23 protein-coding genes, 1 other RNA gene and 1 pseudogene are annotated in these 26,533 nt (G+C 42.8%); 11 read left to right on the top strand and 14 right to left on the bottom strand.

Annotated features, from left to right (window positions below; all coding sequences use genetic code 11):
- Window positions 1-100 precede the first annotated feature (100 nt).
- On the bottom strand, window positions 101-961 hold the full coding sequence (tesB, locus tag VIC_RS08900; protein WP_006959223.1) for an acyl-CoA thioesterase II: 861 nt from the start codon (window positions 959-961) through the stop codon (window positions 101-103).
- A 194-nt stretch (window positions 962-1,155) separates the two neighbouring features.
- Between tesB and VIC_RS08895 the strand changes: the two genes are divergently transcribed.
- On the top strand, window positions 1,156-1,584 hold the full coding sequence (locus VIC_RS08895; protein WP_006959222.1) for a YbaY family lipoprotein: 429 nt from the start codon (window positions 1,156-1,158) through the stop codon (window positions 1,582-1,584).
- Between the two features lie 21 nt (window positions 1,585-1,605).
- Here VIC_RS08895 and VIC_RS08890 read toward each other — a convergent pair whose 3' ends face one another.
- Window positions 1,606-1,908, bottom strand: coding sequence for an MGMT family protein (locus VIC_RS08890; protein ID WP_006959221.1), 303 nt, complete (start codon window positions 1,906-1,908; stop codon window positions 1,606-1,608).
- Between the two features lie 50 nt (window positions 1,909-1,958).
- On the opposite strand from VIC_RS08890, the gene VIC_RS08885 reads away from it, so the two are divergent.
- From VIC_RS08885 to ffs, 3 genes are all read left to right on the top strand, one after another.
- The gene (locus tag VIC_RS08885; RefSeq protein ID WP_006959220.1) at window positions 1,959-2,699 is read left to right on the top strand and encodes a VP0952 family biofilm-associated protein; all 741 of its coding nucleotides are present in this window, start codon (window positions 1,959-1,961) and stop codon (window positions 2,697-2,699) included.
- 142 nt (window positions 2,700-2,841) lie between these two features.
- A complete protein-coding gene (locus VIC_RS08880; protein ID WP_201765494.1) occupies window positions 2,842-4,869 on the top strand; it encodes a diguanylate cyclase in 2,028 nt (675 codons plus the stop codon).
- Between the two features lie 120 nt (window positions 4,870-4,989).
- An RNA gene (gene ffs / locus VIC_RS26260) (signal recognition particle sRNA small type) lies at window positions 4,990-5,086 on the top strand.
- A gap of 176 nt (window positions 5,087-5,262) precedes the next feature.
- Here the strand turns inward: ffs and VIC_RS08875 are convergent.
- Window positions 5,263-5,754 (bottom strand): hypothetical protein, encoded by a 492-nt coding sequence (locus VIC_RS08875; protein WP_039951663.1) that lies wholly within the window; start codon window positions 5,752-5,754, stop codon window positions 5,263-5,265.
- An 8-nt stretch (window positions 5,755-5,762) separates the two neighbouring features.
- Window positions 5,763-6,191 carry a hypothetical protein gene (locus VIC_RS08870; protein ID WP_236612170.1) on the bottom strand — a complete coding sequence of 143 codons (429 nt, stop codon included), beginning with the start codon at window positions 6,189-6,191 and terminating at the stop codon, window positions 5,763-5,765.
- Between the two features lie 511 nt (window positions 6,192-6,702).
- Here VIC_RS08870 and VIC_RS08860 point away from each other — a divergent pair.
- The 5 genes from VIC_RS08860 (at window position 6,703) to VIC_RS08840 (ending at window position 14,403) form a co-directional block, all read left to right on the top strand.
- On the top strand, window positions 6,703-7,077 hold the full coding sequence (locus tag VIC_RS08860) for a hypothetical protein (RefSeq protein WP_006959217.1): 375 nt from the start codon (window positions 6,703-6,705) through the stop codon (window positions 7,075-7,077).
- Window positions 7,064-8,299: a VapE domain-containing protein gene (locus VIC_RS08855; RefSeq protein ID WP_006959216.1), complete on the top strand. Its 1,236-nt coding sequence runs from the start codon at window positions 7,064-7,066 to the stop codon at window positions 8,297-8,299. Before VIC_RS08860 ends, VIC_RS08855 begins: the two co-directional genes overlap by 14 nt.
- Window positions 8,300-8,444: 145 nt before the next feature.
- Window positions 8,445-10,004 carry a type I restriction-modification system subunit M gene (locus VIC_RS08850; RefSeq protein WP_006959215.1) on the top strand — a complete coding sequence of 520 codons (1,560 nt, stop codon included), beginning with the start codon at window positions 8,445-8,447 and terminating at the stop codon, window positions 10,002-10,004.
- 12 nt (window positions 10,005-10,016) lie between these two features.
- The gene (locus tag VIC_RS08845) at window positions 10,017-11,291 is read left to right on the top strand and encodes a restriction endonuclease subunit S (protein WP_006959214.1); all 1,275 of its coding nucleotides are present in this window, start codon (window positions 10,017-10,019) and stop codon (window positions 11,289-11,291) included.
- 163 nt (window positions 11,292-11,454) lie between these two features.
- Window positions 11,455-14,403 (top strand): type I restriction endonuclease subunit R, encoded by a 2,949-nt coding sequence (locus VIC_RS08840; protein WP_006959213.1) that lies wholly within the window; start codon window positions 11,455-11,457, stop codon window positions 14,401-14,403.
- A 184-nt stretch (window positions 14,404-14,587) separates the two neighbouring features.
- Here the strand turns inward: VIC_RS08840 and VIC_RS08835 are convergent, their stop codons facing one another.
- From VIC_RS08835 to VIC_RS08800, 8 genes and pseudogenes are all read right to left on the bottom strand, one after another.
- Window positions 14,588-15,076, bottom strand: coding sequence for a hypothetical protein (locus VIC_RS08835; RefSeq protein WP_039951660.1), 489 nt, complete (start codon window positions 15,074-15,076; stop codon window positions 14,588-14,590).
- 12 nt (window positions 15,077-15,088) lie between these two features.
- Window positions 15,089-15,655, bottom strand: a complete 567-nt coding sequence (locus tag VIC_RS08830) for an imm11 family protein (protein WP_039951659.1) — start codon at window positions 15,653-15,655, stop codon at window positions 15,089-15,091.
- Between the two features lie 484 nt (window positions 15,656-16,139).
- Window positions 16,140-17,006 (bottom strand): hypothetical protein, encoded by an 867-nt coding sequence (locus tag VIC_RS08825; protein ID WP_006959210.1) that lies wholly within the window; start codon window positions 17,004-17,006, stop codon window positions 16,140-16,142.
- A 1-nt stretch (window position 17,007) separates the two neighbouring features.
- A complete protein-coding gene (locus VIC_RS08820) occupies window positions 17,008-17,406 on the bottom strand; it encodes a hypothetical protein (protein ID WP_039951658.1) in 399 nt (132 codons plus the stop codon).
- Window positions 17,400-17,951, bottom strand: coding sequence for a hypothetical protein (locus VIC_RS08815; protein ID WP_039951657.1), 552 nt, complete (start codon window positions 17,949-17,951; stop codon window positions 17,400-17,402). Before VIC_RS08815 ends, VIC_RS08820 begins: the two co-directional genes overlap by 7 nt.
- Before the next feature lie 3 nt (window positions 17,952-17,954).
- A complete protein-coding gene (locus tag VIC_RS08810; protein ID WP_006959208.1) occupies window positions 17,955-18,908 on the bottom strand; it encodes an AHH domain-containing protein in 954 nt (317 codons plus the stop codon).
- Window positions 18,909-20,439, bottom strand: a pseudogene (locus VIC_RS08805) (PAAR-like domain-containing protein).
- A gap of 394 nt (window positions 20,440-20,833) precedes the next feature.
- Window positions 20,834-21,619: an IclR family transcriptional regulator gene (locus VIC_RS08800; protein ID WP_006959205.1), complete on the bottom strand. Its 786-nt coding sequence runs from the start codon at window positions 21,617-21,619 to the stop codon at window positions 20,834-20,836.
- 156 nt (window positions 21,620-21,775) lie between these two features.
- On the opposite strand from VIC_RS08800, the gene pta reads away from it, so the two are divergent.
- Window positions 21,776-22,825: a phosphate acetyltransferase gene (pta, locus tag VIC_RS08795; protein ID WP_006959203.1), complete on the top strand. Its 1,050-nt coding sequence runs from the start codon at window positions 21,776-21,778 to the stop codon at window positions 22,823-22,825.
- An 8-nt stretch (window positions 22,826-22,833) separates the two neighbouring features.
- On the top strand, window positions 22,834-23,595 hold the full coding sequence (locus tag VIC_RS08790; protein WP_006959201.1) for a TSUP family transporter: 762 nt from the start codon (window positions 22,834-22,836) through the stop codon (window positions 23,593-23,595).
- A gap of 11 nt (window positions 23,596-23,606) precedes the next feature.
- Here VIC_RS08790 and VIC_RS08785 read toward each other — a convergent pair whose 3' ends face one another.
- Both VIC_RS08785 and VIC_RS08780 read right to left on the bottom strand, forming a co-directional pair.
- Entirely contained in the window at window positions 23,607-25,328 is a 1,722-nt protein-coding gene (locus VIC_RS08785) for a cobaltochelatase CobT-related protein (RefSeq protein WP_006959199.1), read from the bottom strand.
- Window positions 25,321-26,313: an AAA family ATPase gene (locus VIC_RS08780; RefSeq protein ID WP_039951656.1), complete on the bottom strand. Its 993-nt coding sequence runs from the start codon at window positions 26,311-26,313 to the stop codon at window positions 25,321-25,323. Before VIC_RS08780 ends, VIC_RS08785 begins: the two co-directional genes overlap by 8 nt.
- Between the last annotated feature and the right edge of the window lie 220 nt (window positions 26,314-26,533).

Here is a 26,533-nt window from a genome sequence, read left to right as displayed (position 1 = left end):
AATGCATATGCCAGCATCCTAATCTGATGAGATGCTCAGAGTAAACCTGAATTCTCTGAGCATACAGAAATTTTACATTGGGTGTCTTTTTGGGGATTGGTTACTTGGTAAACCTCATCACACCTTCCTGAACAGCAGAAGCCACCAGATGGCCCTGACGATTGTATATTTCGCCTCGAACTAAACCGCGAGTATTACTTGAGGTTGGGCTTTCAATAACGTAAAGCAGCCACTCGTCCATCTTAAAAGGTCGGTGGAACCATATGGAATGGTCGATAGTGGCGACTTGGAAATTAGGTGTCATCAGTGATACGCCGTGTGGGTGTAATGCTGTGACCAGAAAACCCCAGTCCGATGCGTAGCCCAGCAGATATTGATGAATCAGCTGGTTGTCCGGCATTTCTCCGTTGGCTTTAATCCACAGATATTGCTTTGGCTCTTCTTTATGTGGTTTCAGTGGGTTTACCACCGTTACAGGGCGAGTCTCGATTGGTTTCTCGCCACAGAATGCCACTTTAATTTTCTCTGGCAAAAAGTCCGCGATTCGTTCCGCCAGCTCTGACTCTGAGGCGTAATTCTCTGGGCCCGGAATGTCTGGCATGGTGTTTTGATGCTCAAATCCCGGTGCTTCGCCATGGTAGGAAGCGGTGAGATAGAAAATCGGTCGGCCATTTTGAATTGCTTTGACTCGGCGAGTGCTAAAACTTCTGCCATCACGTAGGTTTTCTACATCATAAACAATCGGCTTTTCTGGATCCCCAGGGTAAAGAAAATAGCTATGGAATGAGTGAACCGTTCGATCATCAGCCACTGTGTATCGAGCAGCAGAGAGCGCCTGACCAATCACTTGCCCACCGTAAACCTGAGGTAGGCCGAGATTCTCACTCTGGCCTCTGAAAAGCCCTTCTTCTAGCTTCTCCAGTTTCAATAATTCCAGAAGTTCGTTGAGTGGCTTGCTCATTCCTGTACCTTTAACAATTTAGTCAATATACGTCTATTTTAAGCACAAACTGATAAGTTAAACAGCTATTTGGCCGTTATGTGATAAAAATGACCAACGTGTTTAGGTGAGGGAGCATCACGCGGTTAGGAACATGACAAAGCGAACTCCACTGCATATAATCTTCCGGTATTCCATTGTTTATGTGAGGCTTTATGAAGAAAGCGTTGATGCTGTTTGTTTCCGCTATGTTGGGTATGGCATTGCTTGGTTGCCAGTCTCCGCAGAAAGTTGAAGGGGAAGTGGAAATGACAGCTGTATCAGGCACCGTCGCTTATCGACAATTCATTGCATTGCCTGACAGTGCGCTGGTAACCGTGACGCTGCAAGATATCTCACTCGCGGATGCGCCCGCTACAGTGATAGCAAAACACCGATTTGAAACGGGAGGTACTCAAGTACCTTTTAAGTTTGATTTAGCGTTTGATCCGAGAAAAATAAAACCGCATCACACTTACAGTGTCAGTGCGCGAATCGAAGTAGACGGTCAACTGCGTCTCATCAGTGATACCGTATATCCAGTGATCACCGATCAGAATCAGACCAGTCACGTTGATTTAGTTTTGGTTGGAGTCAGCCACTAGTATGCAATGTTAGATGGCAGCCTAAGGCTGCCATCGAAACTTTCTCAAGTTCACCTTTCCATCGTTGGTGACTTCAATATCTTCCGCTATCAGCAATTCCCTTTGTCTGACTAAATGCTCACCTTTTAGCGAAATTCTTCCCTGACTATTAATGACCCTAAACCAAGGGAGTTTTGAGTCTTTTGGCAGGTTACCTAAGGCTTTTCCGACATGGCGAGCATAGCCCGGATAACCAGCAAGTTTGGCGATTTCTCCGTAAGTGGTTACTTTTCCACATGGAATTTGGTGAATCACCGCAAAGATTTGCGCTAAAAACTGGTCCATAATGATTTTGTCCTAGTTCGATTTTTCCATGGAAGGGATAAGGAGAGGGCATGGTATTTTCTACATTTCAGTTCTTAGTGACAACCTTGTTGGCTGTTGTTTGTGCTCGGGCTATCAGTCTGAGTGACGGCGACATTCCTGTTTTGGCTTTGATCATTCCCGCTTTATGGATATTTCCGCAAGGTGGTGTTATTGGGCTTATTCTGATGGCCGCGCTAACGACCTATGGTTTGACGTTGCCTTATCAACCGATTGCACTTTCGATTAGCCAGTGGATATTATTCCCGCTGCTGATGGTGGTATTTTCCAGACGAAGCAGTTTAGGTGTCTTATTGACCGCTGCACTTATCGTGTTGACATTGCAGGTGGGAATTATGGTGACTCAGTCGGGAGGCAAACTCGGTGGAGATCCGATGATTACCGTTGTGCAGACTTTGTCGGTGATTGTGACATGGTGGGCTTCACGCCATTGGCAGTCTAACAACAAACATAGTTGGTGGGCATTGGGGCTGATTCTACCTTTGTGGATGGCTGACTTATCCTACGCGGCATTGGTTGCGCTATGTGTCACGGGAATATTTGCGTCCATGGAAAGCTTGTCTAAATTAGAGAGCTTCCGTTGGGGAAAGCTGCTGTGCTGGACGCTCCCTACGGTTGGATTTGCAGCGTTAGTGGTAACGCCAACGGTTGAGGTGCCAAACCCTGTTTTTGTCGTGTGGATTTGCTTGCTGGGTACCGCATGGATGACCGACTACATTTTGCGCAGCTCAGATGAGGAAGCAGATTTATAGTTAAAGAAGATAAGTTCATTTTAAAATATGCGCTTGGACAATTTTATTATCTATGCCAGAATTGCGCATATTTTAAACATTACTTATTGTGTGGTTGCACTATAACCACCTCCTAGTCGCACTGTCTTTTTGAACGTTCTCTATGCTAATAAAACGACGCTTCGGCTGGATAGCTGTATTGCTTTTCGCTATCTGGTTTCTGCCCGTCAAAGCCCAGACTCCCAATTATAAAGTTGCCATGGAAGCAGACGACGTAGTGACGCGCGTTCTGTTTGATGCCGTTGCGTCTAAATTTCAGCTTGATGTTCAATACGTTTATTACCCTAGCTTTGATGCGATCCTGGACTCAGTGAAAGCAGGGGAAAGTGACTTTGCGGCGAACGTGACTTACACGCCAGATAGAGCGCTCTACTTTGATTTCTCTAGCCCAACCAATATTGAGTATACCTACGTCTACAGCGCTACTAATGCGACATTAGATAAACTTCATACCGTCGGTGTACCGAAAGGCACTATATATGGCGAGCTGATCCGCAAGGCTTTTCCTGCGATAGCATTGGTTGAGTATTCTGGTCAGTCTGAAGCTCTACAGTTACTCAAACAAGGAACGGTGGATGGTGTGGTTGATGCTATCAATCAGCTCAAGCCTATGTTGCTTGCGGGGTATGATGCGCAGCTGCTCAATCACCAGCTTTCAATCAAGCCTGTTTCTATCGTTTCACTTAAAGGTGCCCACCACCAATTATTGAAAACGATCGAGCACTATGTACATAGCGCTGAAGTGCAAAAGCTTTTACGCGAATCTATCAACCAATATCAATTTGAGATTCGTCAGCAGGCACTACGACAAGCGGTACTCAATAGTGGTATCAACTTTAATCGTCCGCTAAGAGTTAAAATCGAAAATATCGGTCAATACGCCACGTACCTAAATGATGGTTCTATAGCGGGCATTACTGCGGATATCGTTCTTCAGGCATGTGACATCCTGATGTTGAACTGTAAGCTCGAAAGCACCGCGGATGAATCCTGGGAGAGCATGTATGGTGACTTGATTGCCAAACGTATTGATGTGCTTTCTCCAATTGCGATCTCTGAAGCCCGCAAAGACTTAGTCTACTACAGTGACCCGTATTATCAGCCTGAAGCGATACTAGTTAAGCGCGAAGGGTACAAAGATAATGTATACAGCAATGTCTCTGAGCTGATTGTTGAACGTATTGGTGTCGTTAAAGATGATTTTTACGAAGAGCTGCTAAGAGGGCTACTTCCTAAGAAGACATTGCTAACGTATGACAGCAGTGAGTCGCAATTGAAGGCGCTTATGAATCATGAAGTCGACTACATTGCGATAAGCCGAGCGAACTTTAATACGCTATTGCGAGAGTCAAAAGATCTACTTCCTTTGACGGAAGACCTGTTGATAGGAGGGTATTACACCTCAGACATTGCGATAGGGTTTGCCAAAAATCAGGTGGGGGCGTCCTTAGCGCCTTTGTTCAGTCGAGCGTTGAAGATGATCGACACCGAACGAATCGTCAAACGCTATGACTATCGGCCAGACTGGAAAGCCACTCTTCAGGCGGAACAGAGCTTTTCACGCCAGAGTAGGGCGTTGTTTATGTTGGTGTTAGGTTTCTTAGCGATCGTGGCTATATACCTTCACAGCCAGTCAACCACAGATAACTTGACCCGATTGAAAAACCGACGCTCAATGCACCGACGTTTTCGTTCTGGTATCAATGCTCATTACACTTTGCTCTATCTGGATATCAACCGGTTCAAGTTTATTAATGATACCTATGGACATGAAATTGGCGACCAAGTCTTAAAAGCCGTAGCGCGCCAAATCGAACTTTATTGGAAAGGAAACAGTTATAGGATTGGGGGGGACGAATTTATATTGATTGGTCAGCCTGAAGAAGTAACTCTAAATGCTCTGATTGATAAGTTATCTTCATTGCACTTTGTTTCCGAAGACCATCAAGTCTCCTTGGATGTGTCTGTTGCGATTGGCATATCATGCCCAAGAGACCGCTTTATGACGCTGCAAGAAGTGCTGAACGAGGCAGACCAAGCTATGTACGATCATAAACGAGAGAAGCGTCGCTGTATAATAAGCCGTCAGTCCAATGAGCAAAATGTTGTCCATTTTAGTAAGGGTGGTTAACGACTAATCACTTGGCACAAAATCGAAGGCAATATTAAGAATTTCCCTTGAATTACCTGCGGTGATGGCTGATAATCCCCTCACTCCTTAGCCATGCTAAGGAAACAGAATCTATGGAAGCCCTGGTCCTCCCGCAACAATAGCTCGTGAACTCGGTCAGGTCCGGAAGGAAGCAGCCGCAGCGAGTGACTTGTGTGCCGGGATGTGGCTGGGGCTTCCACCCATTTAAAAGCCCGCAAAGTGATTTGCGGGCTTTTTTGTATCCCTGCCTCGTCTTGAAGCTGTATTGATCTAATTAGTGTTTAAGTTGCTAAACTTAAAGTGGCTGTTAGCTAAAAGTGCATCATGTTAGATGCACTTCAAGCAATGCTGACACCCTTCTTGTGACTTTAACTATACATCTCTAACCCAAACGTCTTTCACATGCTTCTTAAGCAGATCTATCACACTTTGATGAATGAAAACTAACCCAAAATCTTCTTCTAGCTTAAATATCAAACGTTCTTCTAGAGGTATATTTTCGATTTTAGAGAAGTCAAAATCGGTTGAATTAACGTCTAACCAGTTCAGCTTACCGTGTTGCTTTTCTTTGTCCGTCAGTCTATAAGTTTGATGGATATACGGCATTCGATAATCTTCATAAACCTTTATTTGGTCATCAGAAGGTTGGCTTGGAGAACAGTCAACACGAGCATCTAACCAATCCACACCATGTTGCACTAGTTGCTCTACTTTTGAGGCAATATCGCTGATAATAAACAGCTTTGGCGAAAAGGTCATCTCCAACAGCAAATCAGGTTCTACTGGAACTATAGGGCGTGGCGTCTCTTGTAATGGGAATTCTTTAAGTCTATTTTTCTCTAGTATAAAATATTCTGATTTCATTATGGTTCCTAAAATTTAGGTGCACGCATTTTGGTGTTCTTCTTTAACTTTCTTAATAGAGCAAAACGGCTATCATCCTTTATCAAGTCAAAGATCTCTGGAGCAAAAAAAACAGCTGTGTCAGCATCTTTGGCTCTATAAATTATTCGCTTATTAAATGGTATTTTTGATATTTTATCGGAACAAAGAAATAATCGATGCACGATCAAATCGCCATTGTTAGGAGATTTTTCTACAACACTACGATCGAAATCCACAACATCTTGTATATTATTTATAGCGAGTATATATCGATTGTTAATCTCTTCATTTTTTGTTACTAGTGAAGCTGGATACACCTCTATTCCATATGGATCGAAACTCATTATTATTTCTGCTAAGTCTTTCGTAACGCATATGTCACCATTGTCAGCAATTGGGTGTACCATAGAGGACATGATATTCTTGTCCTCCCATTTTATTGAACTCTCTGAAGTTGTAGGGTGGTAGTTGTTTGTACTGTAGAAAAACTCCCTACTATCCACGCATTGGAATGCAGTCGAGCTTCTCATAAAGTCCTCAGAGATTACCGAAAACTCCATTTTATACCTCTTTTATTTGCTAATTGCTTTGACTTGTTCTCTTATACTCAAAAGTCGATATTTTCCTGGTTTATAGCAGAATGCATCTACGGTAACTTGTTCAGGAATTCGTTTTTTGAGTCTAAAAATAGATCTGAATCTCTTAGTATAATGTGTATGGCGTATACCTTTCTTCATACATCGATCACAACCTTCAGCGTCTTCTTCCATATGCCTACCTTTGCTTATTAATGCAAGAGGGACACCCTCTTAACTCCCCCAAATTTTTATCACCGGAAAATCAATAACGTATAAAAAATACGTCGATAATTTTAGTTTTTCTATTGCTTTGTTGTGTAAATAGATCGAGCTTTAAGAAAAAGAAACCATGCAAATCAATACTGCTATCAAAGTCGACGGAGACTCTAAATCTACACCTAACCACCAACTTGAACTGGAGTTAGGTCTATCTAAACAACAACTAATCAAAGCGCAGCGCTATATTGAAATTCGTTATTTCTCTATTGATGAGATCGACGACATCTTACATTTCTTCGAAAGCTGTGCTCATCGACGTGAAGTAAAGCTCCTGATTAGAAACATTCACAATTGGGATGAGTACCCTACGACCGAGATGGGGTCAATACTAAGGTATGCAGATAAACAAGCACGACAGGGTATTTTCTCGCTAATGGATAAGTTTGGTGAGGGTAAATCTTTAGATCAACTTTTAAATCAAGATTTCCTCTATGAGCAATTCTAACATCACGAACGCAGAACTACGCTTTCCTGATACACGCTTAGGTAAAGGGCAGCCCGTCGTATTAAATACAGCAGACAATCTAGCGGCTTTATTAGCGCATCATGGTTACGAAGCGAAAATAAACTTGATGACATTGGAGCCTGAGATATTCCATCTAGACAAGTGCATAGGAAGTCCTGAGGTTATTCGAAGTAAGATTGTGTCACTGTGCTCTATCCATGCTGTACCAAGAACGGCCATTGATGACCATCTCACCGCTGTAGCGCAAAGTAACGCGTATCACCCTGTAGGTCACTGGCTAGAAGGGCACTCATGGGATGGTACATCGAGAGTTGACGATGTAATTAACTGTCTCAAGTCGAAAGATGTTGCTCTGACTAGAACTGTGATCAAACGCTGGCTAATTGGATGTGTAGCATCAATAACTGTTCCAAATTTTAAAAGTAAGTTAGTTCCTGTTCTTAAAGGGGAGCAATCCTTCATGAAAACCGCTTTTGTCGAGCGTGTCAGCGCGGTAGTAAATGGAGCCTTTCTTGAAGGAGCTGAATTGAATCCAGACAGTAAAGATAGTGTGCTAAGTGTAATCAGAAGCTGGGTTGTTGAACTAGGTGAGCTAGAGCGTACCACCGCGAATTGTCAGGGTAGCCTCAAGGCGTTTATCACGAGATCGATTGATACAGTTCGTCCACCTTATGCAAGAACTGACATTAAAAAGCCACGACAAACCAACTTGATAGCCACCGTCAATGAAACTCACTTTTTGAAAGATCAGACAGGTAATAGTCGTTATGCGGTCATCGAGTTGGTTGAGCAAACGGATATGGACACTCTCAATGATCTCTTGGGCTGGCAATATAAAAGCACAGGAGAGCTCACACTGATTGAAGAGAACAAACTTCGTCAGTTCTGGTTAGAGGTTCGTCACCTTCTTGAAGTGGAGGGCTACTCGTGGAATTTAACTACTGAGGAGCAAGCGAAGGTCAGCGAGGAAAGTCAAAAATTCATGGATAAAGGTGACTATTACACTGTGCTTAAAGATTACCTTGCTAACTACCAAGACAATGAGCGACGTTGGCAGACTAGCACACAGATATGCCAACTGATCGGCGTCCACGCTAGCAAATCTAATGTTGTAGGAAAGGCATTGATGATGTTGACGGAAGAAGGAAACATAGATCGAAAGTTCTCTGGTGGCGTCAATAAATACCTGTTTCCTTTATAAATAGTTGTCCCCATCTCTTTACTGTATTGGTGGAGTAGGTGGGGCAACATTTCAATCTTGGTCGTGACATAAAACAATCGCAACGCTTTGGTTTCTGGTACAATTCGGCTTAATTATTGATTGAACGTACATCAACAGGTAAACCATGGTTCAACAACACCAACAAGAACTTCAAAAACAGCTCTGGAACATTGCCAACACACTACGTGGCAACATGTCTGCGGACGATTTTCGTGATTACATTCTGGGGCTTATCTTCTACAAGTATCTATCAGACAAGCTAAACCGTTACTGTGATGAGCTGCTTGCTGAAGATGGCATTACCTTTGTTGCTGCAGCTGATGATAAGGAGCTAATCAATGACCTTCGTGAAGAGTGTGTCGAGAACCTTGGTTACTTTATTGCGCCTAAACAGCTTTTCTCTAGTCTAGCGGGGCGTGGTAAGAAGCAAGAGTTCATTGTTGACGAGCTTGATCGCACTCTTGCTGATATTGAACAATCCACCACAGCGGCGGACTCTGCTGATGACTTCAATGGTTTATTTGAAGAGTTAGACCTTAACTCAAGCAAGTTAGGTAAAAACCCTGACGCACGTAACAAGCTAATCAGTCAGGTTTTGGTTCACCTAGATAATATCGACTTTCACTTAGAAAATACTGAGATTGATTTGCTGGGTGATGCCTACGAATACCTCATCGGTCAATTTGCCTCTGGTGCAGGTAAAAAGGCGGGTGAGTTCTATACCCCGCAACAGGTTAGTAAGATTCTCGCTAAACTTGTTAGTCTAGATGGTAATGTGAAATCGGTATATGACCCTACTTGTGGTTCAGGCTCATTGCTACTACGTGTTGCTCGTGAAGTCGGTAGCCACAATCTTGAGTTTTGTGGTCAGGAGCAAAACCCAAGCACTTACAACCTCGCTCGTATGAACATGCTGATGCACGGCGTGCGTTACGATAAATTCGACATTAAAAACGATGACACCCTAGAGCACCCAATGCACCTAGAGCAACGTTTTGATGCGGTAGTAGCTAACCCTCCGTTTTCAGCGAACTGGAGTGCTAACGAACTGCACTTAAACAGTGAACGCTTCGCTGACTACGGCAAGCTTGCTCCTAAATCGAAAGCTGATTTCGCTTTTGTTCTACACATGATCCACCAATTGAATGAAACGGGCACATTAGCGGTGGTTGTCCCTCACGGCATTCTATTCCGTGGGGCGGCAGAAGGTCATATCCGTAAGCACCTTATCGAGAAAAAGAACTACCTAGATGCAGTGATTGGCTTACCTGCGGGTATCTTCTTCGGTACAAGTATCCCGACTTGTATCTTAGTGTTTAAGAAGAACCGTAAAAACGATGACAACGTGCTGTTTATCGATGCCTCTAACCACTTCGAAAAAGGCAAAGCGCAAAACTTTATGCGTAATGAAGACGTCGAGCGCATTGTTGAGGCTTATCGTAAACGAGAATCCGTCGAAAAGTTTGCCCACGTCGCCAAGCTTACCGAGGTTGAAGAGAACGACTACAACCTCAATATCCCTCGCTACGTGGATACCTTTGAAGAAGAGGAACCAGTGGATCTAGATGCCGTAGCTCAAGACCTAGCGAGCCTAGAAACCAAGATGCACTCTGTGGATGCAGATATTGCTGATTTCTGTTCTCAGCTTAATATCAAAGCGCCCTTTCTTTCAGGTAAAGAGTAAGGTAGGTACGTTATGACTGAACAAATGAATGTGCCTAAGCTGAGGTTTGGTGAGTTTGAAGGTAGTTGGAAAACAACTAAGTTAGGCGCTCTTACAAGTAAAGTCGGAAGTGGTGCTACTCCAAGAGGTGGAGAAAAAGCATATTCCACAAGTGGTATTCCCTTTATCCGAAGCCAGAATGTTAATTACAACAGATTGCTTCTTAATGACATTCGCTATATTCCCGAAAATACACATGCTTCAATGAAGCGAAGTCAAATCCAACCAAAAGACATTTTGTTGAACATAACAGGAGCCTCTATCGGCCGTTCATGTGTTGTTCCTGACTGCTTTCAGGACGGCAACTTAAATCAACACGTCTGCATAATTCGACTGAAGAATGATGACCCATATTTTACTCAATCTCTTTTAGCATCATACCGAGGAGAGAAATTAGTATTCCAAGGTATGGCTGGAGGTGGGCGAGAAGGTCTAAATTTTGAATCTATTAAAGGGTTCAAAATGGCTTTTCCGACCCTCCCAGAACAACAAAAAATCGCCTCTTTCTTATCAAAGGTCGATGAGAAGATTGCCCTACTCACAGAGAAAAAAGATAAGCTCGCCGAGTACAAAAAAGGTGTGATGCAACAGTTGTTCAATGGTAAGTGGCAAGAGCAAGATGGACAGCTAACCTTTATCCCGCCGACACTGCGCTTTAAAGCAGATGACGGTAGCGAGTTCCCTGATTGGGAAGAGAAGGCATTAGGTGACTTTGCAAGAATATACGACGGCACCCACCAAACACCAAAGTATGTAGATGAAGGCGTTCCTTTTTATAGTGTAGAGCATGTTACAGCAAATCAATTTGAGAAGACAAAGTACATCTCTGAAGAGGTTTATGCTAAGGAGTGTAAAAGGGTAACGCTTAAAAAAGGAGATATTCTTTTAACTCGAATAGGGTCTGTTGGCGACGTCAGATTGATAGATTGGGATGTAAGAGCATCTTTTTACGTAAGCCTCGCTTTAGTTAAATACAACGATGAAATCGTTGGACAGTATCTTGCATCTTTTATGCAATCACCTAACTTCCAATCTGAGTTATGGAAAAGGATGATACATGTAGCGTTCCCGAAGAAAATCAACTTGGGAGAGATTGGACATTGTTTAGTAAGTGTTCCTTCTAGGGATGAGCAAACTAAGATTGCTAACTTCCTATCAGCTATCGATCAGAAGATCGACCTAGCCAACTCAGAGCTGGAGAAAGCTAAAGAGTGGAAGAGAGGATTATTACAACAAATGTTCGTTTAACTTTGCTAATTGAACCGTCAACGGCGTTAGCGGCTTTCACTCACCCTAGTCATATAGGCAAGCTATGGTCCTAGGGCTTCGCTCAATTGCTGCCTTGTTGACAGCCCAATTATCTGCGTTAAAAAGTAGGTAATCGTTAGTTGGATTTATAAAAAGAAGAATTATGAGCACACAATCAGAAGCACAACTTGAAAAAGAGCTAATCGATCAGCTTGTCGCTGCCGATTTCAAACCTGTCGATATTGGTAACGCTGAGGCGCTGAAGGCGAACCTCAAAACTCAGCTTGAGAAAGCTAATGGCGTCACGCTCAACGAGCGTGAGTTTGAAGGTGTGCTAATCAAACTTGAAAAAGGCAGCATCTTCGATAAATCCAAGCGCTTGAAAGGCAAGGTGGATGTTACTCGTGAAGATGGCACCACCGATTACCTGACTCTGTTATTTGATGATGCCAGCAAGAACCACTTCCAAGTGACCAACCAGCTCACCATTCAAGGGACGTACGAGAACCGCTACGACGTCACCATCTTGGTGAATGGTTTGCCGCTGATTCAAATTGAACTAAAACGCCGAGGCATTGAGCTGGCAGAGGCCTTCAATCAAATCAAACGCTACGACAAGCATACCTACGGTGCGCAAGGCGGGCTGTTCAACTACGTACAGTTGTTTGTTATCTCTAACGGTGTTAACACCAAATACTTCTCTAACAACCGTGAGCTTTCGTTTAAACAGACTTTCCACTGGACGGATATTGAGAACAACAAGATTAACTCGCTGCCTCAGTTTGCCGATGCTTTCTTAAATCAAGCTCATCTGACTAAGATGCTCAGTCGCTACATCGTACAGAACGAATCAGGAAAGTTTTTGATGGTGCTTCGCCCTTACCAATTCTATGCGGTAGAAGCGCTCGTTAATCAGGTTAAAACCAACAATAACCACGGTTACATTTGGCACACCACTGGCAGCGGCAAGACGCTGACCAGCTTCAAAACCGCCCAGATCCTCTCTACGCTTGAAGATGTGGATAGAGTGGTATTCGTGGTCGACCGTAAAGACCTCGATTACCAAACCGCAAAAGAGTTTGATGCGTTCTTGAGAGGTAGTGTCGACAGCACGGGTGATACTAAAAGCCTTCTGAATCAGTTCCTCGGTTCACGACCACTTCCACCAAAGAACATGGCGAAGACAGCCCTAAACATAAAAGGTAGTAGTGCCAATGATGGTGAAGAGCTACCTCGGGTCGCAGAGTATGCGCCTATCTACAGTAATAAAGTCAATCGCATCAATAAGCTGACCATTACGACAATTCAAAAGCTTAATAACCTGATCACCAAACCTCGTTTTAAAGAGCAGGTTGAACATCTTCGCCAAGAACGAGTGGTCTTTATTTTTGATGAATGCCATCGCAGTCAATTTGGCGAAACGCACCAAAACATCGTCGACTTCTTCGAAAAAGCACAGCTATTTGGTTTTACGGGGACACCAATCTTCGCCGACAATGCGACCGCTAAAAAAGTGGAAGGTAAAGGCACACAAAAAAGAACCACAAAGGATCTATTTGGTGAGCGCCTCCATAGCTATGTAATTGTTGATGCCATCAAAGACGATAACGTGTTGCCATTTGCTATCGAGTATTACGGCAAGCTGAAGCATAAAAACGATGGCATGGATGTCGATGTAAGTAGTATCGATGTCGCCGAGTTTTTTAGCTCTCCAAAGCGTATTAAACAAGTATGTGAGCACATCATTGGTATCCACGGTCATAAGACCAAACGCAAGTTTAACGCCATGCTGTGTGTTGCGAGTGTACCTGATCTCATCACTTATTACGACACCTTCAAAGCACTCAAAGAAGAGGGCAAACATAAGCTCAATATCGGCACCATCTTTAGCTATGGCGTAAATGAGGAAGAAGAGTTCGAAGGTGAGGTCAATGTTAAAGGCTTGGCGGAAGCCAATGCCAAAGTGCATAGTCGAGACAAGCTAGATGCTTACATCGAAGACTATAACCAGCAGTTTGGTACAAGCTATTCAACCCAAGATACCGACAGTTTCTACAACTACTACAAGGATCTATCGAACCGCACCAAGAACGGTGAGGTAGATATTTTGCTAGTCGTGAATATGTTCTTAACAGGTTTTGATGCTCCTGGTTTGAATACCATCTATGTCGATAAAAACCTTAAATACCATGGCTTGGTGCAAGCCTTCTCCCGAACTAACCGCCTAAACGGCACAGTGAAGTCGCATGGTAACGTCATGTGTTACCGCAACCTCAAACCGCAAGCTGACGAGGCGTTTAAGTTATTCTCAAACAAGAAGCCAATTGAAGATATCGAAGTACCAGATCTTAACGGGCTGACGGAAGACTTTTCTAAAGCGCTTGAAGCGTTGAAAGCAATTGCTCCTGATGTGCAGAGTGTCGATGACTTGCCTGATGAAGATATGCAAGCAGGCTTTATTAAGCAGTTCCGCATCTTGATGCGCTTAAAGAACCAGCTAGAGACATTTAGCGACTTCGACATTGAAACACTTGGTATGTCTGAACAAGAGTTCGTTGACTACGCCTCTAAATACAGCGATTTAGCCCGTGAACTCAAGAAAGGTCCTGCAGATAAAGAGTCTATCCTAGCGGACATCGATTTTGAGCTAGAGCTACTCCAACGAGATGAAGTCAACGTTAGCTATATCCGTCATCTTCTAATGACAATGTTCGAAGAATCTTGTGACGAAGCGAAAGAGAAAAAGCGCCAAGTTATCGCTAACTTACTGGCTACTGAACCGACATTGCACAGTAAGCGCTCTCTCATCGAAGATTTTATTGAGAAGTCGATGCAAGGCTTAGTGCAAGGTGCTGAATTTGATGAGTACATCGAAGAGCAAAAGCAAAAAGAGCTAAGCCAGATAGCAGAAGAAGAGAAGTTGGACACCGATAAGTTCAGCGAAATGGTGACGAACATCGAGAACGGTATGAGTGTAGACAGCTTGAAGTCGGATGATATTGCCCAGCTAACAACTGAGAAGATGACTTTTAGAACCCGAAGAACTATTCTTCCTCGCATTACTGAGCGGTTAAAAGGTTTCGTTGAAACTTTTATTGAAGGATTTCATTAATCGTTACAACCATACAGTCCAATTAAATGAAGGCAGCCAACTAGGCTGCTTTTTTGTATCCCTGTTTTGAAGCTGTATTGATCTAATTAGTGTTTAATTTGCTAAACTTAAAGAGGCTGTTAACTAAAAGTGCACCATGTTAGGTGCACTTCAAGCAAATAGTGATAACCTTCTGTGACTTTAACTATACATCCCTAACCCAAACATCTTTGACATCTTTCTTAAGCAGATCGATCACACTTTGGTGGATGAAAATCAACCCAAAATCTTCTTCTAGCTTAAATATCAAACGTTCTTCTAGAGGTATATTTTCGATTTTAGAGAAGTCAAAATCGGTTGAATTAACGTCTAACCAGTTCAGCTTACCATATTGTTTTTCTTTGTCCGTCAGTCTATAAGTTTGATGGATATACGGCATTCGATAATCTTCGTAATACTTAATTTGATCTTCATTTGGTTGGCTAGGTGAGCAGTCTACTCTTGCATCTACCCACTCAACACCATATTTCACAATCTGTTCTAACTTCTCGGCTATATCACTAATTAAAAACATCTTCGGAGAAAATGTCATTTCAAGCAACAGGTCTGGCTCTACAGGAACAATCGGAGTAGGAGAATTTTGAAATGGAAACTTATTAAAATAACTCTTAGATAAGATTATATATTCATTCATCGTTCTAACTCCTTATATATCTGGGCATTCTTCAGAAGAGTCAAAAGTATATGCAACCATACTGGTCTTAATTTTACCTTGTTCATAGATATGACGAAGAGCGTCAAATATTTCTTTTGAGAAAAATACTTTATTCATTCCCTTTGGCTTAAAAACATGTTGTTTACTTGGTATGAGAGAACTGATCTTTTTCTCAGATAAATAAAATCTCGTTGTTGCTTCCGTAACTTTTATACTTCTCTCTTTGTCCACAACGTCTACGATGTTATTGACTTCAAGTATATATCTACCATTAGCGGTTTCATGACCAGCGCAACTTAATTTAGCTGGATAAAATTCAACACCATAAGGATCGAAACTCATTATAACCTCTGCGATATCTTTAGTAACATTAAAGCAACTTGATTTCATTAAATCCAACGCATCGATATGTTTCATATTCTTATCGGACCAGACTATAGGCTCAATAAGTGATGTGGGGTTAAAGTAATTGTCATCATAGAAAAATGATCTCTTATCATTACTTATAAAAAATGATTCACCTGCGTTAAAATCTTCAGTGATATACGAAATTTCCATTATCTCTTCCTGGTCATTACCTGGTTCTATAAATCTTTTGCTACTTTAAGATAATTTACACCACCCTCAACTTTATATAAGATCTTTCTGTGAATTATGTCTTGAGTAGGCCAATTTCTTGATTCATGTTCTCGGCCAATACCGCATTCTTGACTTTGACACGGCGTTGTTGATCAAATCAGCTTAAAGAACAACGCATTTGAAAGCTAGTCTATGCTATGCTGAACTTATGTTGCAAGCATCACCATTAAAAAAGCCCGCAAAGTGATTTGCGGGCTTTTTGCATTCTATCGCTCGTCCTGAAATGTATTTAATTTGTTTTGAGCTTTTCTCGGGGCATAAATTCAAAAAAGGTGCACTCATCTTGAGTACACCTTATCGAAAGTGTTTAGATTGATTGGAGCGACATTTTACAGCTCGGGTCTATGAGGTTAAGTTGCCTAAACTCGCGGATAAAGCCTTAATTCATTTATATAGTAAACAACTAGATGTTGCTCTTTATCAAATTACTAAGGCTAGCTTCACCTTTTTCGTCCAAATGTTCGATAATCTCATCGATTGGGATTGTGTAGCCAGAGTTTTTAAGGGCTATAATAGCACTAACATGATCTGATTGCATTCTGCTCTCCGAGATTATGAAGCCCCAAGGGAAATTGTTTATCACTTCTTTATTTGGTTTGCTTTTTAAAGCATTTATTAACAGTAATGGTTGCTCAGAAAATAATAAACCTAGAAACGAATCGTAATCGCATAGCTCAAAATCTTCATCAAAGAGATAATTAATATCTATCCCTTGGTTCATTATCTTTTCGAGCGCTAGTTTTCCGTTTTCTTCAGAGTAATATTCATTGTATAGTATCCATGATGCGGATTCTGATAGTGATTGAGAACTGAATTTGAACCTGTCAATTAGTTTGTTGAATAATAAATACTCTTCTTTTTCACCAGAAAACATAGTTGACAAAAACTCATCATGATCTATTTTTCCACCTACGCTTAATATCTTATCAATAAATTCCGAATATGCATCGTAGCATAAATTGTGTATCTGGTTACTGTCGGATAAATATAGTGTCCCATCATTTTTTTGGGTGCTTATAATATCTAGTAGATTATTTTCAGAGTAATCTGAAGAAAAGTCATTGATTTTTGAATATGCTAGTCGATATATGTCATAATCAGAAATAAAATTTTTACTTCGCAAGGATGTTATATAATTTATACCGTTGCCTTCACTTTCATAAAGCAACCTCAAATAATAACTTTTCTTTTTGCTAAATGAATCTAATATATGACTGTTATATTGTTTTTCGCACAAGCTGGTTATATCTTCAAAAGTTAAAAGTTCCATACTACACCCTATATTCGATGTCCAATATACTTTTGCTATTGTTAATTTCTGATACTATGTCATTCTTTATGTATAAAGAGTTTTGATGATAAAAAATAATTGGAAGGCTCTCATTATTCTCATCTATAATATCCAAACTCAAATTTTCTCTACTAGTAGAAAGAAAAGATAGGTATGATTTATTCTCTGATGAATCTATGTATGCCGCTTCAATTAAGAGACTTTCAATCTCTGAAAACACTGAAGCTAGCTCCGACCTTATCATAATTCTTGGAAAAGAGGCTAATAAATCTATTAATAAATCAGGTTCAACAGATATTAATTTATGTCCTAAGTGTTCTTTAATAGGAAGATTTTCATAAGTATCTTTATTTAATTCAAAGTATCCATTTATTACCATAAAAGATCAAATTCCTTATCGATTTTAAAATCAATATCGTTACTATATTTAACTAAATTTTCTTTGACTCTTTTACTTACTACGAACTGAAAGGCATCTAAACCTGAAAGTTTAAAAAAATCTAAATTTTTAGGGTCAATATTACTGACCTTATTAGTATCAAAGATTACTCTTGATAAATCGCCATCTTCATCAGTTACAGAGTTATCCATATCAATTATATCTAACTCTAACTTTGAATCTATTCTATAGTAACTAAAGCTTTTTCCATCAGTGAACTTAATATTTACAGGCACACAATAAATATTACTGATATTTGATGAAAAAACTTGTTGATAGACTTCCTCACTAACGTATATAGCATCGCTGTCGTAAAATGTCTTTCTAAATTGTGAGCTGAGGGTCATTGTCTCATATTTTAAAGGCTTCTCAACTGAGAGTTCGATATAATTGAGGAAGAGATTGTTAAAATTATGTTTAGGAACTAACAGGTCTGTGACTTTTTGATAGTTTTCATTCATGAAATACAATTCAATATCACTCATAACTTAACCCCATTTTATTTCAGAAGCGACTTTCAATCCCATGCTTCTCCGAATAGACTTGTGAAATTTTTTTATATAATACTTTTCATCTAATTCAGGGTGTTCACGGTGACATTCACAAGGTGCTAGTTGAGCGCTCTCATGACTTTCTGGTAGGCGTTTTGCCGATTCTCGAATACTGATACTCTCAGCGCCTACTCCATAGCTAGATATTAACAACGTATTCATACAACCGTTGGCGTTTAAAGGCTTATAGTCTATTCCATTTTCGTGAAGTAGCCATTGAAATTTTCCTAGTTTACGAAGTATTTTTTTTGATACTTTGTTGAGGTCTTCAATAAATTCATTGTGGTTTAGATCTTTGGTGCATCTAAAATGTTTGTGTATTATAGGGGTTACTAATTTAAATACTTTTGCATGATAAGCATGCATTTCTACGTTTGGTTTCCAAACTCTTTCTCCGTCAATTAGACTATTGGCAGCTCTATCTAGTTTTAGTTCTTCTTTTTTACTTATGTTGTAATCATCATGTCCTCCTTCATGCAACGGTATGCCTAAGTGACATGCAACTACTGTGCTATTAGGGAGAATGACTAAATTTTGTGGGCTATTAACGTTATATCCAATATCATTTTCGATCACATCCTCATAGTGGCTGCTTAGTGAAGACATAACTTCACATGTGATTAAGTGGTGGGGGGTAAGTAGTCTTTTCTTAGTGTGAGATGTTGCCAATCCAATAGTTGCCCAAGGGTGACGCTTTTCCCATTCTTTTTTTGCGTCTTTGGTAGAGCTAATATTAGAAAAAAGTTTTATGGAACAAATGGGAGCATCAAGGTTTTTCAGTCTTTGAAGGTCACCTCTGAACTTGCCTTGTTTTCCTTTTTTCTCAACCCATTGGAAATATTCTCTCCAAGCTTTTAAATCGCCTTTTGGCGCGCTTGCTGTAGTTGCCATTTAGATCACCTTATGCCCTACACATGTACCACTCTTGTTTGCGTATTTTTTCCCTGGAACCTGTTTTACCTTCCTGCAAATTCTACATTTAGAAGCTCCAGTTTTTTTCTCGTTAGATTTTGCCGTTTTAGTCCCACTTTGGGCACTTCCTTTTTTTTCCACTATGGTGAATTCTTGCAGGGAATACATCCTCTGCTTTCCCTAATATTGAAGCAAATAGGTGATCGAAGCTCTTCATCGCCTCTACAATTTTATCACCTCCAACTTTGTCCACTATTCTCAACTCTTTTACTAAATCTAAGAAATACTTTGCTAACTCGTCAGCGCCAATTCTACTCGCGGCAGAAGCTAACTCTATGCCTACTTCACAACATGGCTTAATAACATCTGATAATATCTGAGCACATTGTTTGGCGTAGTCGTTCCATTTGAGATTGCGCAGGAATTTTTCTGGATCACCTTTTCCAACCGCTCTCATCACAGCTAACAGATCATCCTTAGGCGTCTGTTTCCCTAATTTTAGAGCTACTTTACATGTACCTTTCATAGCACTTCCAAAAACGGGGATGCATCCAATCAGGGTTAGCGATAACATTAGCCAGTTTTCGGGGTCATCTCGCGCTTCTTCGTCTAATAGTCGTAGAGTATTGGCTGCTAAATCTCGTAAATCACCTACTTGGTCAACAACTGGAATCATGGTGATAGCTGTATTGGCGATGATTTGTTCAACAGTTGCATCTTCATTGAAGTCGCCTAAAATTACTCCCCATATCCAACTAGCAACGCCCGATGTTTTTCTCCAAGCATTTTCCCAGAAGCCAACTTCGCCTTGTTTAGCATTATCGAGAAGTTCTTGAGGGTCAGCGGTCGGGTTGTATCTCGGGTTTTGTTTAGTCGGTTCATTCGGGGTGAACTCCCTAGTATCTTCACCGAACTCTACGTCAAACTCGCCGGGAGCTACTCCACTAACCGATGCCTTACCTTTGTCATCCAGTTTGCCTTCAAAAACACCGCCTTTTTGATCGGTGAGCTTGTAGGTCGCACCTTGAACAGGGTCACCATCTGAATAAGAAAGGAAGAGATCAACAGTATAAGTTCCTTCAGCATCTTCGGTTACGGTGACTGAAGGGTTTTGAGCACCGCCAAGACACATGGTGTTGGCTTTGTTCATTGTCATTTGGTCTGACAAACGACAAACACCTTTACCTTCCATCGAAACGGTTGGAGAGGCGGAGATGAACTCGGCCTCAGCTTCTATGGTTCCTGACGCGACACCTTTCTTATCGCCACCTGCGTCGCCGGTACTTGCCGCGAATTTACTGCCTTTAATCGCAATACTATTGCCGCCATCCATAGAGACGGTGGTCGTTCCATCTGCTAGATCAGCGGATTTTGCATTATTACCATATGGGATAGGTACAACGGCATTACCGACTGTGGTCAGACAAACGTCGGGCAATGTGGCATTGGCTTCACCGCCGGATCCCTTATGGACTACGCTAAGTCCATTAGCACAAACTGTTACACCCATGATGCACCTTGAGTTATTTAAACAAAGATAAGCAATGATATAAAAGAAAGTGCACATCAATCTAACTAAAAATATAGTTATAATGAATGCTTTGTACTTCAAATTCACCAAAGTAATAGATCTTGGCTGCATGTCTCACAAAATGGATGAAATTTTGTTGTTGCTCATCTCTTAGTGAAGTCGCTGGGCTGTGTTATTTTTACTTAAGACTCAATAGTTAATGCTCTATTCGGACATAGTGGACTGAAGTTGTAGCACTGTTGAAATCAAGCTGAGGGGAGATTAAGCCATTATTGTTTTGGTAGCAGGAAGGTATAGAGCTGGTCGTACATATCTCTGGCGAGAAAAGCGGCGACCAGCTTGATCTGAAGCTGTCTGTCTGACTGCAAAAATACTATCCGCCCCAATTCTCTGCTTCAATTTTTGCCAGTGCTTTAGCAGCTTTCTGCAGGGCAGGGAGAAACTTGATGGCTTCGTCCGGTTTGACCCGAATCACGGGGGCTTGAATAGCTAAACCGAGATTGGATTGCCCATTTGGTGACGGAACCAATACGGCGATACAGACTAAACCGGGTAAAAACTCTTCATCATCGATGGCAAAACCGTGGATTTTTGCATCGTCGATGTTTCTCTCCAGCTCATCAAAATTGGTGATGGTGTTGACCGTATATTGGGTTAGCGGGACGCTTTCTATCAAGCGGCGGCGCTGAGACTTGGACATGTGAGCAAGGAACAGTTTTCCTGTTGCTGAGCAATGCACGGGGACTCGTGAGCCGGGGTGGAGGTGGAAACGCAATGGCGCTTCGGTTTCAGCACGGTCGAGATAGATGATCTCGCCACTGGACAGAGCGGTCAGGTTACAACTTTCACCGACTTCCGCTCTAAGGTTTTCGAGAATGGTGCGGCGTGCACTGTGCATAGTGCTGTTGAGCAACAAATTCTCAGCCAACTTTCTTAGGCGAATGCCTGAGCTGTAATGCTTTTCATCACCATCTTTCTGAATAATACCTGCTGATTCGAGCTGCTGAAGCATACGGTGTAGCGTCGGCTTTGGCAGTCCGGTCTCTTCCACTAAGCCTTGCAGTGAAATGAACTCGTCTTTCTGAGCGATCACCTCCAACAATGCAAAAAGTCGGAGTGTTGGCGTATCCCCCTGAATTTGAGGTGCTTCTTTTGTCATACTTTTATTCATCCTTGCGATACATCCAAGTCTAAGATTGTACAGTCCTAATAATAATATATCCATTTTCTGAATAAAAATTGATCTTTTGTTGTCTCGTCATTAACATGAAATAAATATATGGAACAATTTGTCTCACTAAATGGAGTTTGTTAAATGAAAGCGATAAAAAGGATCATCAACAAAGCTCAACAGAATCGTAAGCGGATCATACTGAGTGAGGCGCAGGACCCGCGTGTACTCGCTGCGGCTCGAATGGCAGTGGACAGGAAGATTGCCCACATCACTTTAGTTGGTGACAAACAAGTGATTCGTGATGCCGCCAAGTTGCATCAGGTCAGTCTGGCTGGGGTACATATTGTCTCTCCTGACAGTTCACCACTTAAAGAAGTGCTAGCTGAGCGATACTACCTATTGAGAAAGGCGAAAGGGTTGTCTTACGACCAAGCTCTGCAACAAGTACAAGACCCGCTGATCTTCGCCAACCTGATGGTTCTTGAAGGCTTAAGTGATGGCACGGTTAACGGAGCGCAGTACACAACTTCAGATGTGGTGAGAGCAGCGTTACAGATCATTGGCCCTGCGCCAGACAGTGAATTGGTGTCGAGTTTTTTCTTGATGATGCTGTGTGAGCCGTTCCATAACCTTAAAGGGGGATTGATCTTCAGTGACTGTGGTTTAGTGATCGAGCCTAATGAAAGCGAGTTGGCCTCTATCGCTGTGGCTGCGTCTCAAAGCGCACGTAACCTTTTGATGGAAAAACCTAAAGTCGCGATGCTGTCCTTTTCAACCAACGGCAGTGCCAAGCACGAATCCGTCGACAAAGTTCGCCATGCCGCGCAATTGGTGAAACAGCGATGCCCAGATATCGCTGTCGATCAGGACGTTCAGCTTGATGCGGCTATAGTGACGGAAATTGCCGCTAAGAAGCTGCCAGACTCTCAAGTCAAAGGGCAATCAAATGTACTTATTTTCCCTAATCTGGAGGCAGGCAATATTGGGTATAAGTTGGCCGAAAGGCTCGGTGGAGCAGTTGCGATTGGCCCGCTTTTGCAAGGTTTGAATCAACCGGCGAACGATCTGTCTCGCGGCTGTACCGCCGACGACATCGTGAATGTCATTGCTGTGACAGTAGTGCAGGCACAAGAAGAGAATAACACGCAACCGGGCCCGGTTGACCCCGCGCTCACCAGCAGCGTGAATTAGGAGATTGAATGGAAATACCCGCTTTACTGGCCATACTCGCGACCATCGCCATTGGTACTTACTTTCAAACGGTAACGGGCTTTGGATTAGGAATCATAGTGATTGGCCTGACGGTCAGTCTGAATTTGGTCTCTCTACCCGTTATCGCCGCTGTGGTCAGCATTGTTACCCTGTTTAACTGTCTGGTAGCTCTTGTTGGTAAGCCACTAAAGGGGGAATTGAAAATCATGCTGGCATTGGTCGTGGGTATCGTGCCCGGGGTCATGGCGGGTGTGTATTTGCTCGACGAGCTGAGTGCGTCGGCGACCAATATCATGCGAGGGATGCTGGGGATCATGATTCTCGGTGCCGGGCTTAACTTCGTGTTTAAGCCCAAAACGCTTGAAAACCGTTCTGCTTCTACTTCATTTTTGTTCTCAGGGTTTGGCTCTGGTCTGGCTGGTGGTCTGTTTGGCATGGCTGGGCCGCCGATTGTCTACCATCTCTACAAACAGCCGTTTTCCATTGAGTTAGTGCGCAGCACTTTATTGATGGTTTTCGCGTGTACTTCGGCGTCTCGTACCGCTTATGTCTATCTTGACGGCAGTCTGGAATCGAGCATATTGCTGCTATCAGCAGTAGCTATTCCTTTGGTAACAGGGGTGACCATCATCGCGCGGCGTTTTCCACCCCCTTTGTCCAGTCAACAGCTGAGGAAGTTGGTATTTTCAGTACTATTGATGATAGGCAGCTACCTGATCATCGCCTCTCTTCTTTCACTACAACCTTAACAACGCCCTGTTCACCGTTTTAACATGGTGAACAGGTGACGACAGATGGTAAACAAGCAGTTTTCCTGATGATCAATAATGATGTTGCGCTGATAATAAGGGCTGAGATCGACCCCCATGCCAACGCCATAGACGTCAATCTGGGCGCTATGCGTTGCTTGCTCGATGACTTGCTTAAGGTGGTTGTCGAGATAAAACGAATCGTTAACCGTGGAGGTCGCGGTATCCATCGGGCACCCATCAGAAAAAACGATCAGAATCTTACGTTGTGCGCCTTGTTGGGTGAGCCGTTGGCTTGCAAACTGAATAGCTTCACCATCTATCCCTTCTTTGAAAATGTCGGCTTTACGCAGGCTGGCGATTCCCCGCCGTGCACGGCGCCAGTGGGTATCAAAGTCTTTGAAAACTATATGGCGCACTTCATTTAAACGCCCCGGGTGTTGGGGTTGCCCTTGTTTCAGCCATTGCCGATAAGCTCTGCCGCCATTCCAGTTTCCTGTGGTGAATCCGAGAATTTCACATGGGATGTCGGCCAGCCCGACAGATTTAAGCAAGGTATCCATTAACATGCTGAGCTTATGGGCGTGTTTTTGCATCGAGCCTGAGCAGTCGATCAGGAAGGAAATGGCAACGTTGGAAGAGGCGCCGATATCACTTTGAAAGAAAATGTGGCGATCATAGGGCGATGTCACCACCCGTGTAATGGCGGCGGCGTCAACGATGCCTTCTTCCAACTGATCCCGATGACAATTTTGCTCTGGCATTAGCACACTGCTGGCTAACATCGCCGCCAGACGTCGGGTATTGATCGAACGCGCCATCATATCATCGGTCAGTTTCTGTCTTAGTTCATCGAGCAGAGCATGGCGGACAAGGGACGTCGCTTGGCGAACTTGATCAAATTCACGTGTATAAACCTGGTACTGCGCATCGGCCAATTCAAACACTTTACTCTGGCCGGTTTCATCGGCTGGAATGTCAGTCTCTTCTATATCGCCATCGACGATAAGGGCAATTTGCGCGAGGATTTTGATGTCTTCTTCGACGGTAGGTGTGCTTTGGTTCTCGGACTCTTTTTCTTCGCTTTCAATGAGCTCGGAAACACACTGGGCAAGTTGCAGAGCATAAATCGAAAACTCGGCTTGCTGATGCCTATTTTGTTTTAATGACTTGAGCGAATGCCCGATTAACGGCACGATTCCGGCGCGCGTCGCTTCAATCGACTCGGCAATCGGTTCAGCAACCGCAACGCCAGTTAATCTTGAATAGATCACCTGTATCAGGGTAAACAGAAGAATACCGAGGCGAGACTCGGTGAAGCCATTTTGATGATATTGCTCACTCCAATAAGCAAAGTTAAATCGAGTGCTCTGTTGAACACCTTTGAAATGTTCTGGGATGAATGACTCTACCCGCACTTGTTCGCAGAAGTCGAAAAGCAGCCTTTCGATGTCATGTTTTGGTCGCCGTGCTTGGTGCAGGTGGGAGTCGGACAAAAGCAGTCTCAGTGCGGCTGAGTCCATTTTTCCCTGCGTAGCCTGTTTACTTTTTGTCATTTCGTGACGAGTCAGGAAAGTCAGGTCATTGGTGTGGGCAGACAGAAAATAAAACGGGCGATTGCCTTTGTACAGACGGTCACTTCGGTAGCTTAATGTATCTTCGCCACTGATTGCACGGGCGACAGAAACACTCAGGTCGAGGATCTTTTTCTGCTGAGAGGAAACACTAGCCATGGCTGATGGGCTCCTGAGATGTGGTAGCGCATTTGTCAGAGAACAGAGCCTCCCCAAAGCAGCGGTAGTAATACTCAGCGACCAGTTCTTGCTCTTCATCTTCACAACGATTGACGAAAGACAGCCTGAAAGCGGTAGCGACGCTGTTGAAAATCTGAATGTTTTCCGCCCAAGTCAGAACGGTTCTTGGAGACATCACGGTGGAAAGGTCACCGGCGGCAAAGCCATTTCGGGTAAGCCCCGCAGTGGCAATCATCTTATTGACCAGTTGGCGTCCGTTTTCCGTGTTGAGCTGGGGGATCTTCGACAAGACGATTGCGGCTTCATGCTGGGCATCCAAATAGTTGAGAGTTGCAATGATATTCCAGCGGTCCAACTGACTGTGGTTGAGGACTTGAGTCCCGCTGTACAGTCCAGAAAAGTTACCCAAACCGAGAGTATTGCATGTCGCAAACAGGCGAAAAAACGGATGCGGGGTGATCACGCGATTTTGTTCGAGAGACGTGTATTTGCCATCTTGTTCCAGCAATTGCTGGATAACAAACATCACATCTGGCCTGCCTGCATCGTATTCATCCAGTACTAATGCAATTGGCTGTTGTATGCTCTGAGGAAGAATACCTTCTTTAAATTCAGTGACCTGCAAACCATCTTTGAGCACTATGCTGTCTTTGCCAATTAAGTCGAGTCGGCTCAGGTGGCCATCCAAATTGATTCGCAGACAAGGCCAGTTAAGTCTCGCTGCGACTTGTTCGATGTGCGAAGACTTGCCGGTACCGTGCATGCCTTGGATCAAGGTGCGTCGGTTTGAAGTGAACCCAGCTAAAATCGCCAGTGTGACCTCAGGATCAAAGCAATAGTTAGGGTCTATTTTAGGAACATATTCTCCTCTTTTTTCAAATGCTAACACCTCCAAATCACTGTCGATGCCAAAGGTTTCGCGAACGCTAACCTGCTTGCTTGGTGCCATGAGTGCCTGATCCATTTTCCTTCCCTCTTAATACAGCGCTGATCCCCATATGTTCAGTGACCATCTACTAGCCTGAACAAATCTGTGCTCGATTATGAGCAGGTCTGAATGACTTAACGACACTTTCTGTACAAAAAACTGTCAATAATGTGATCCAGTTTTATTAATTAGAATGAATTGTTCCAATTTGATGAAAAAATTTGACGGCGAAAAAATCCCCAACTAAGGTGAATTT

The organism is Vibrio coralliilyticus ATCC BAA-450 (genome assembly GCF_000176135.1).
In the GTDB taxonomy this organism is placed as follows: Bacteria; Pseudomonadota; Gammaproteobacteria; order Enterobacterales; family Vibrionaceae; genus Vibrio; species Vibrio coralliilyticus.
Note: the sequence above shows the minus strand (reverse complement) of the source record. Positions and strands in the feature narration are given on the sequence as shown.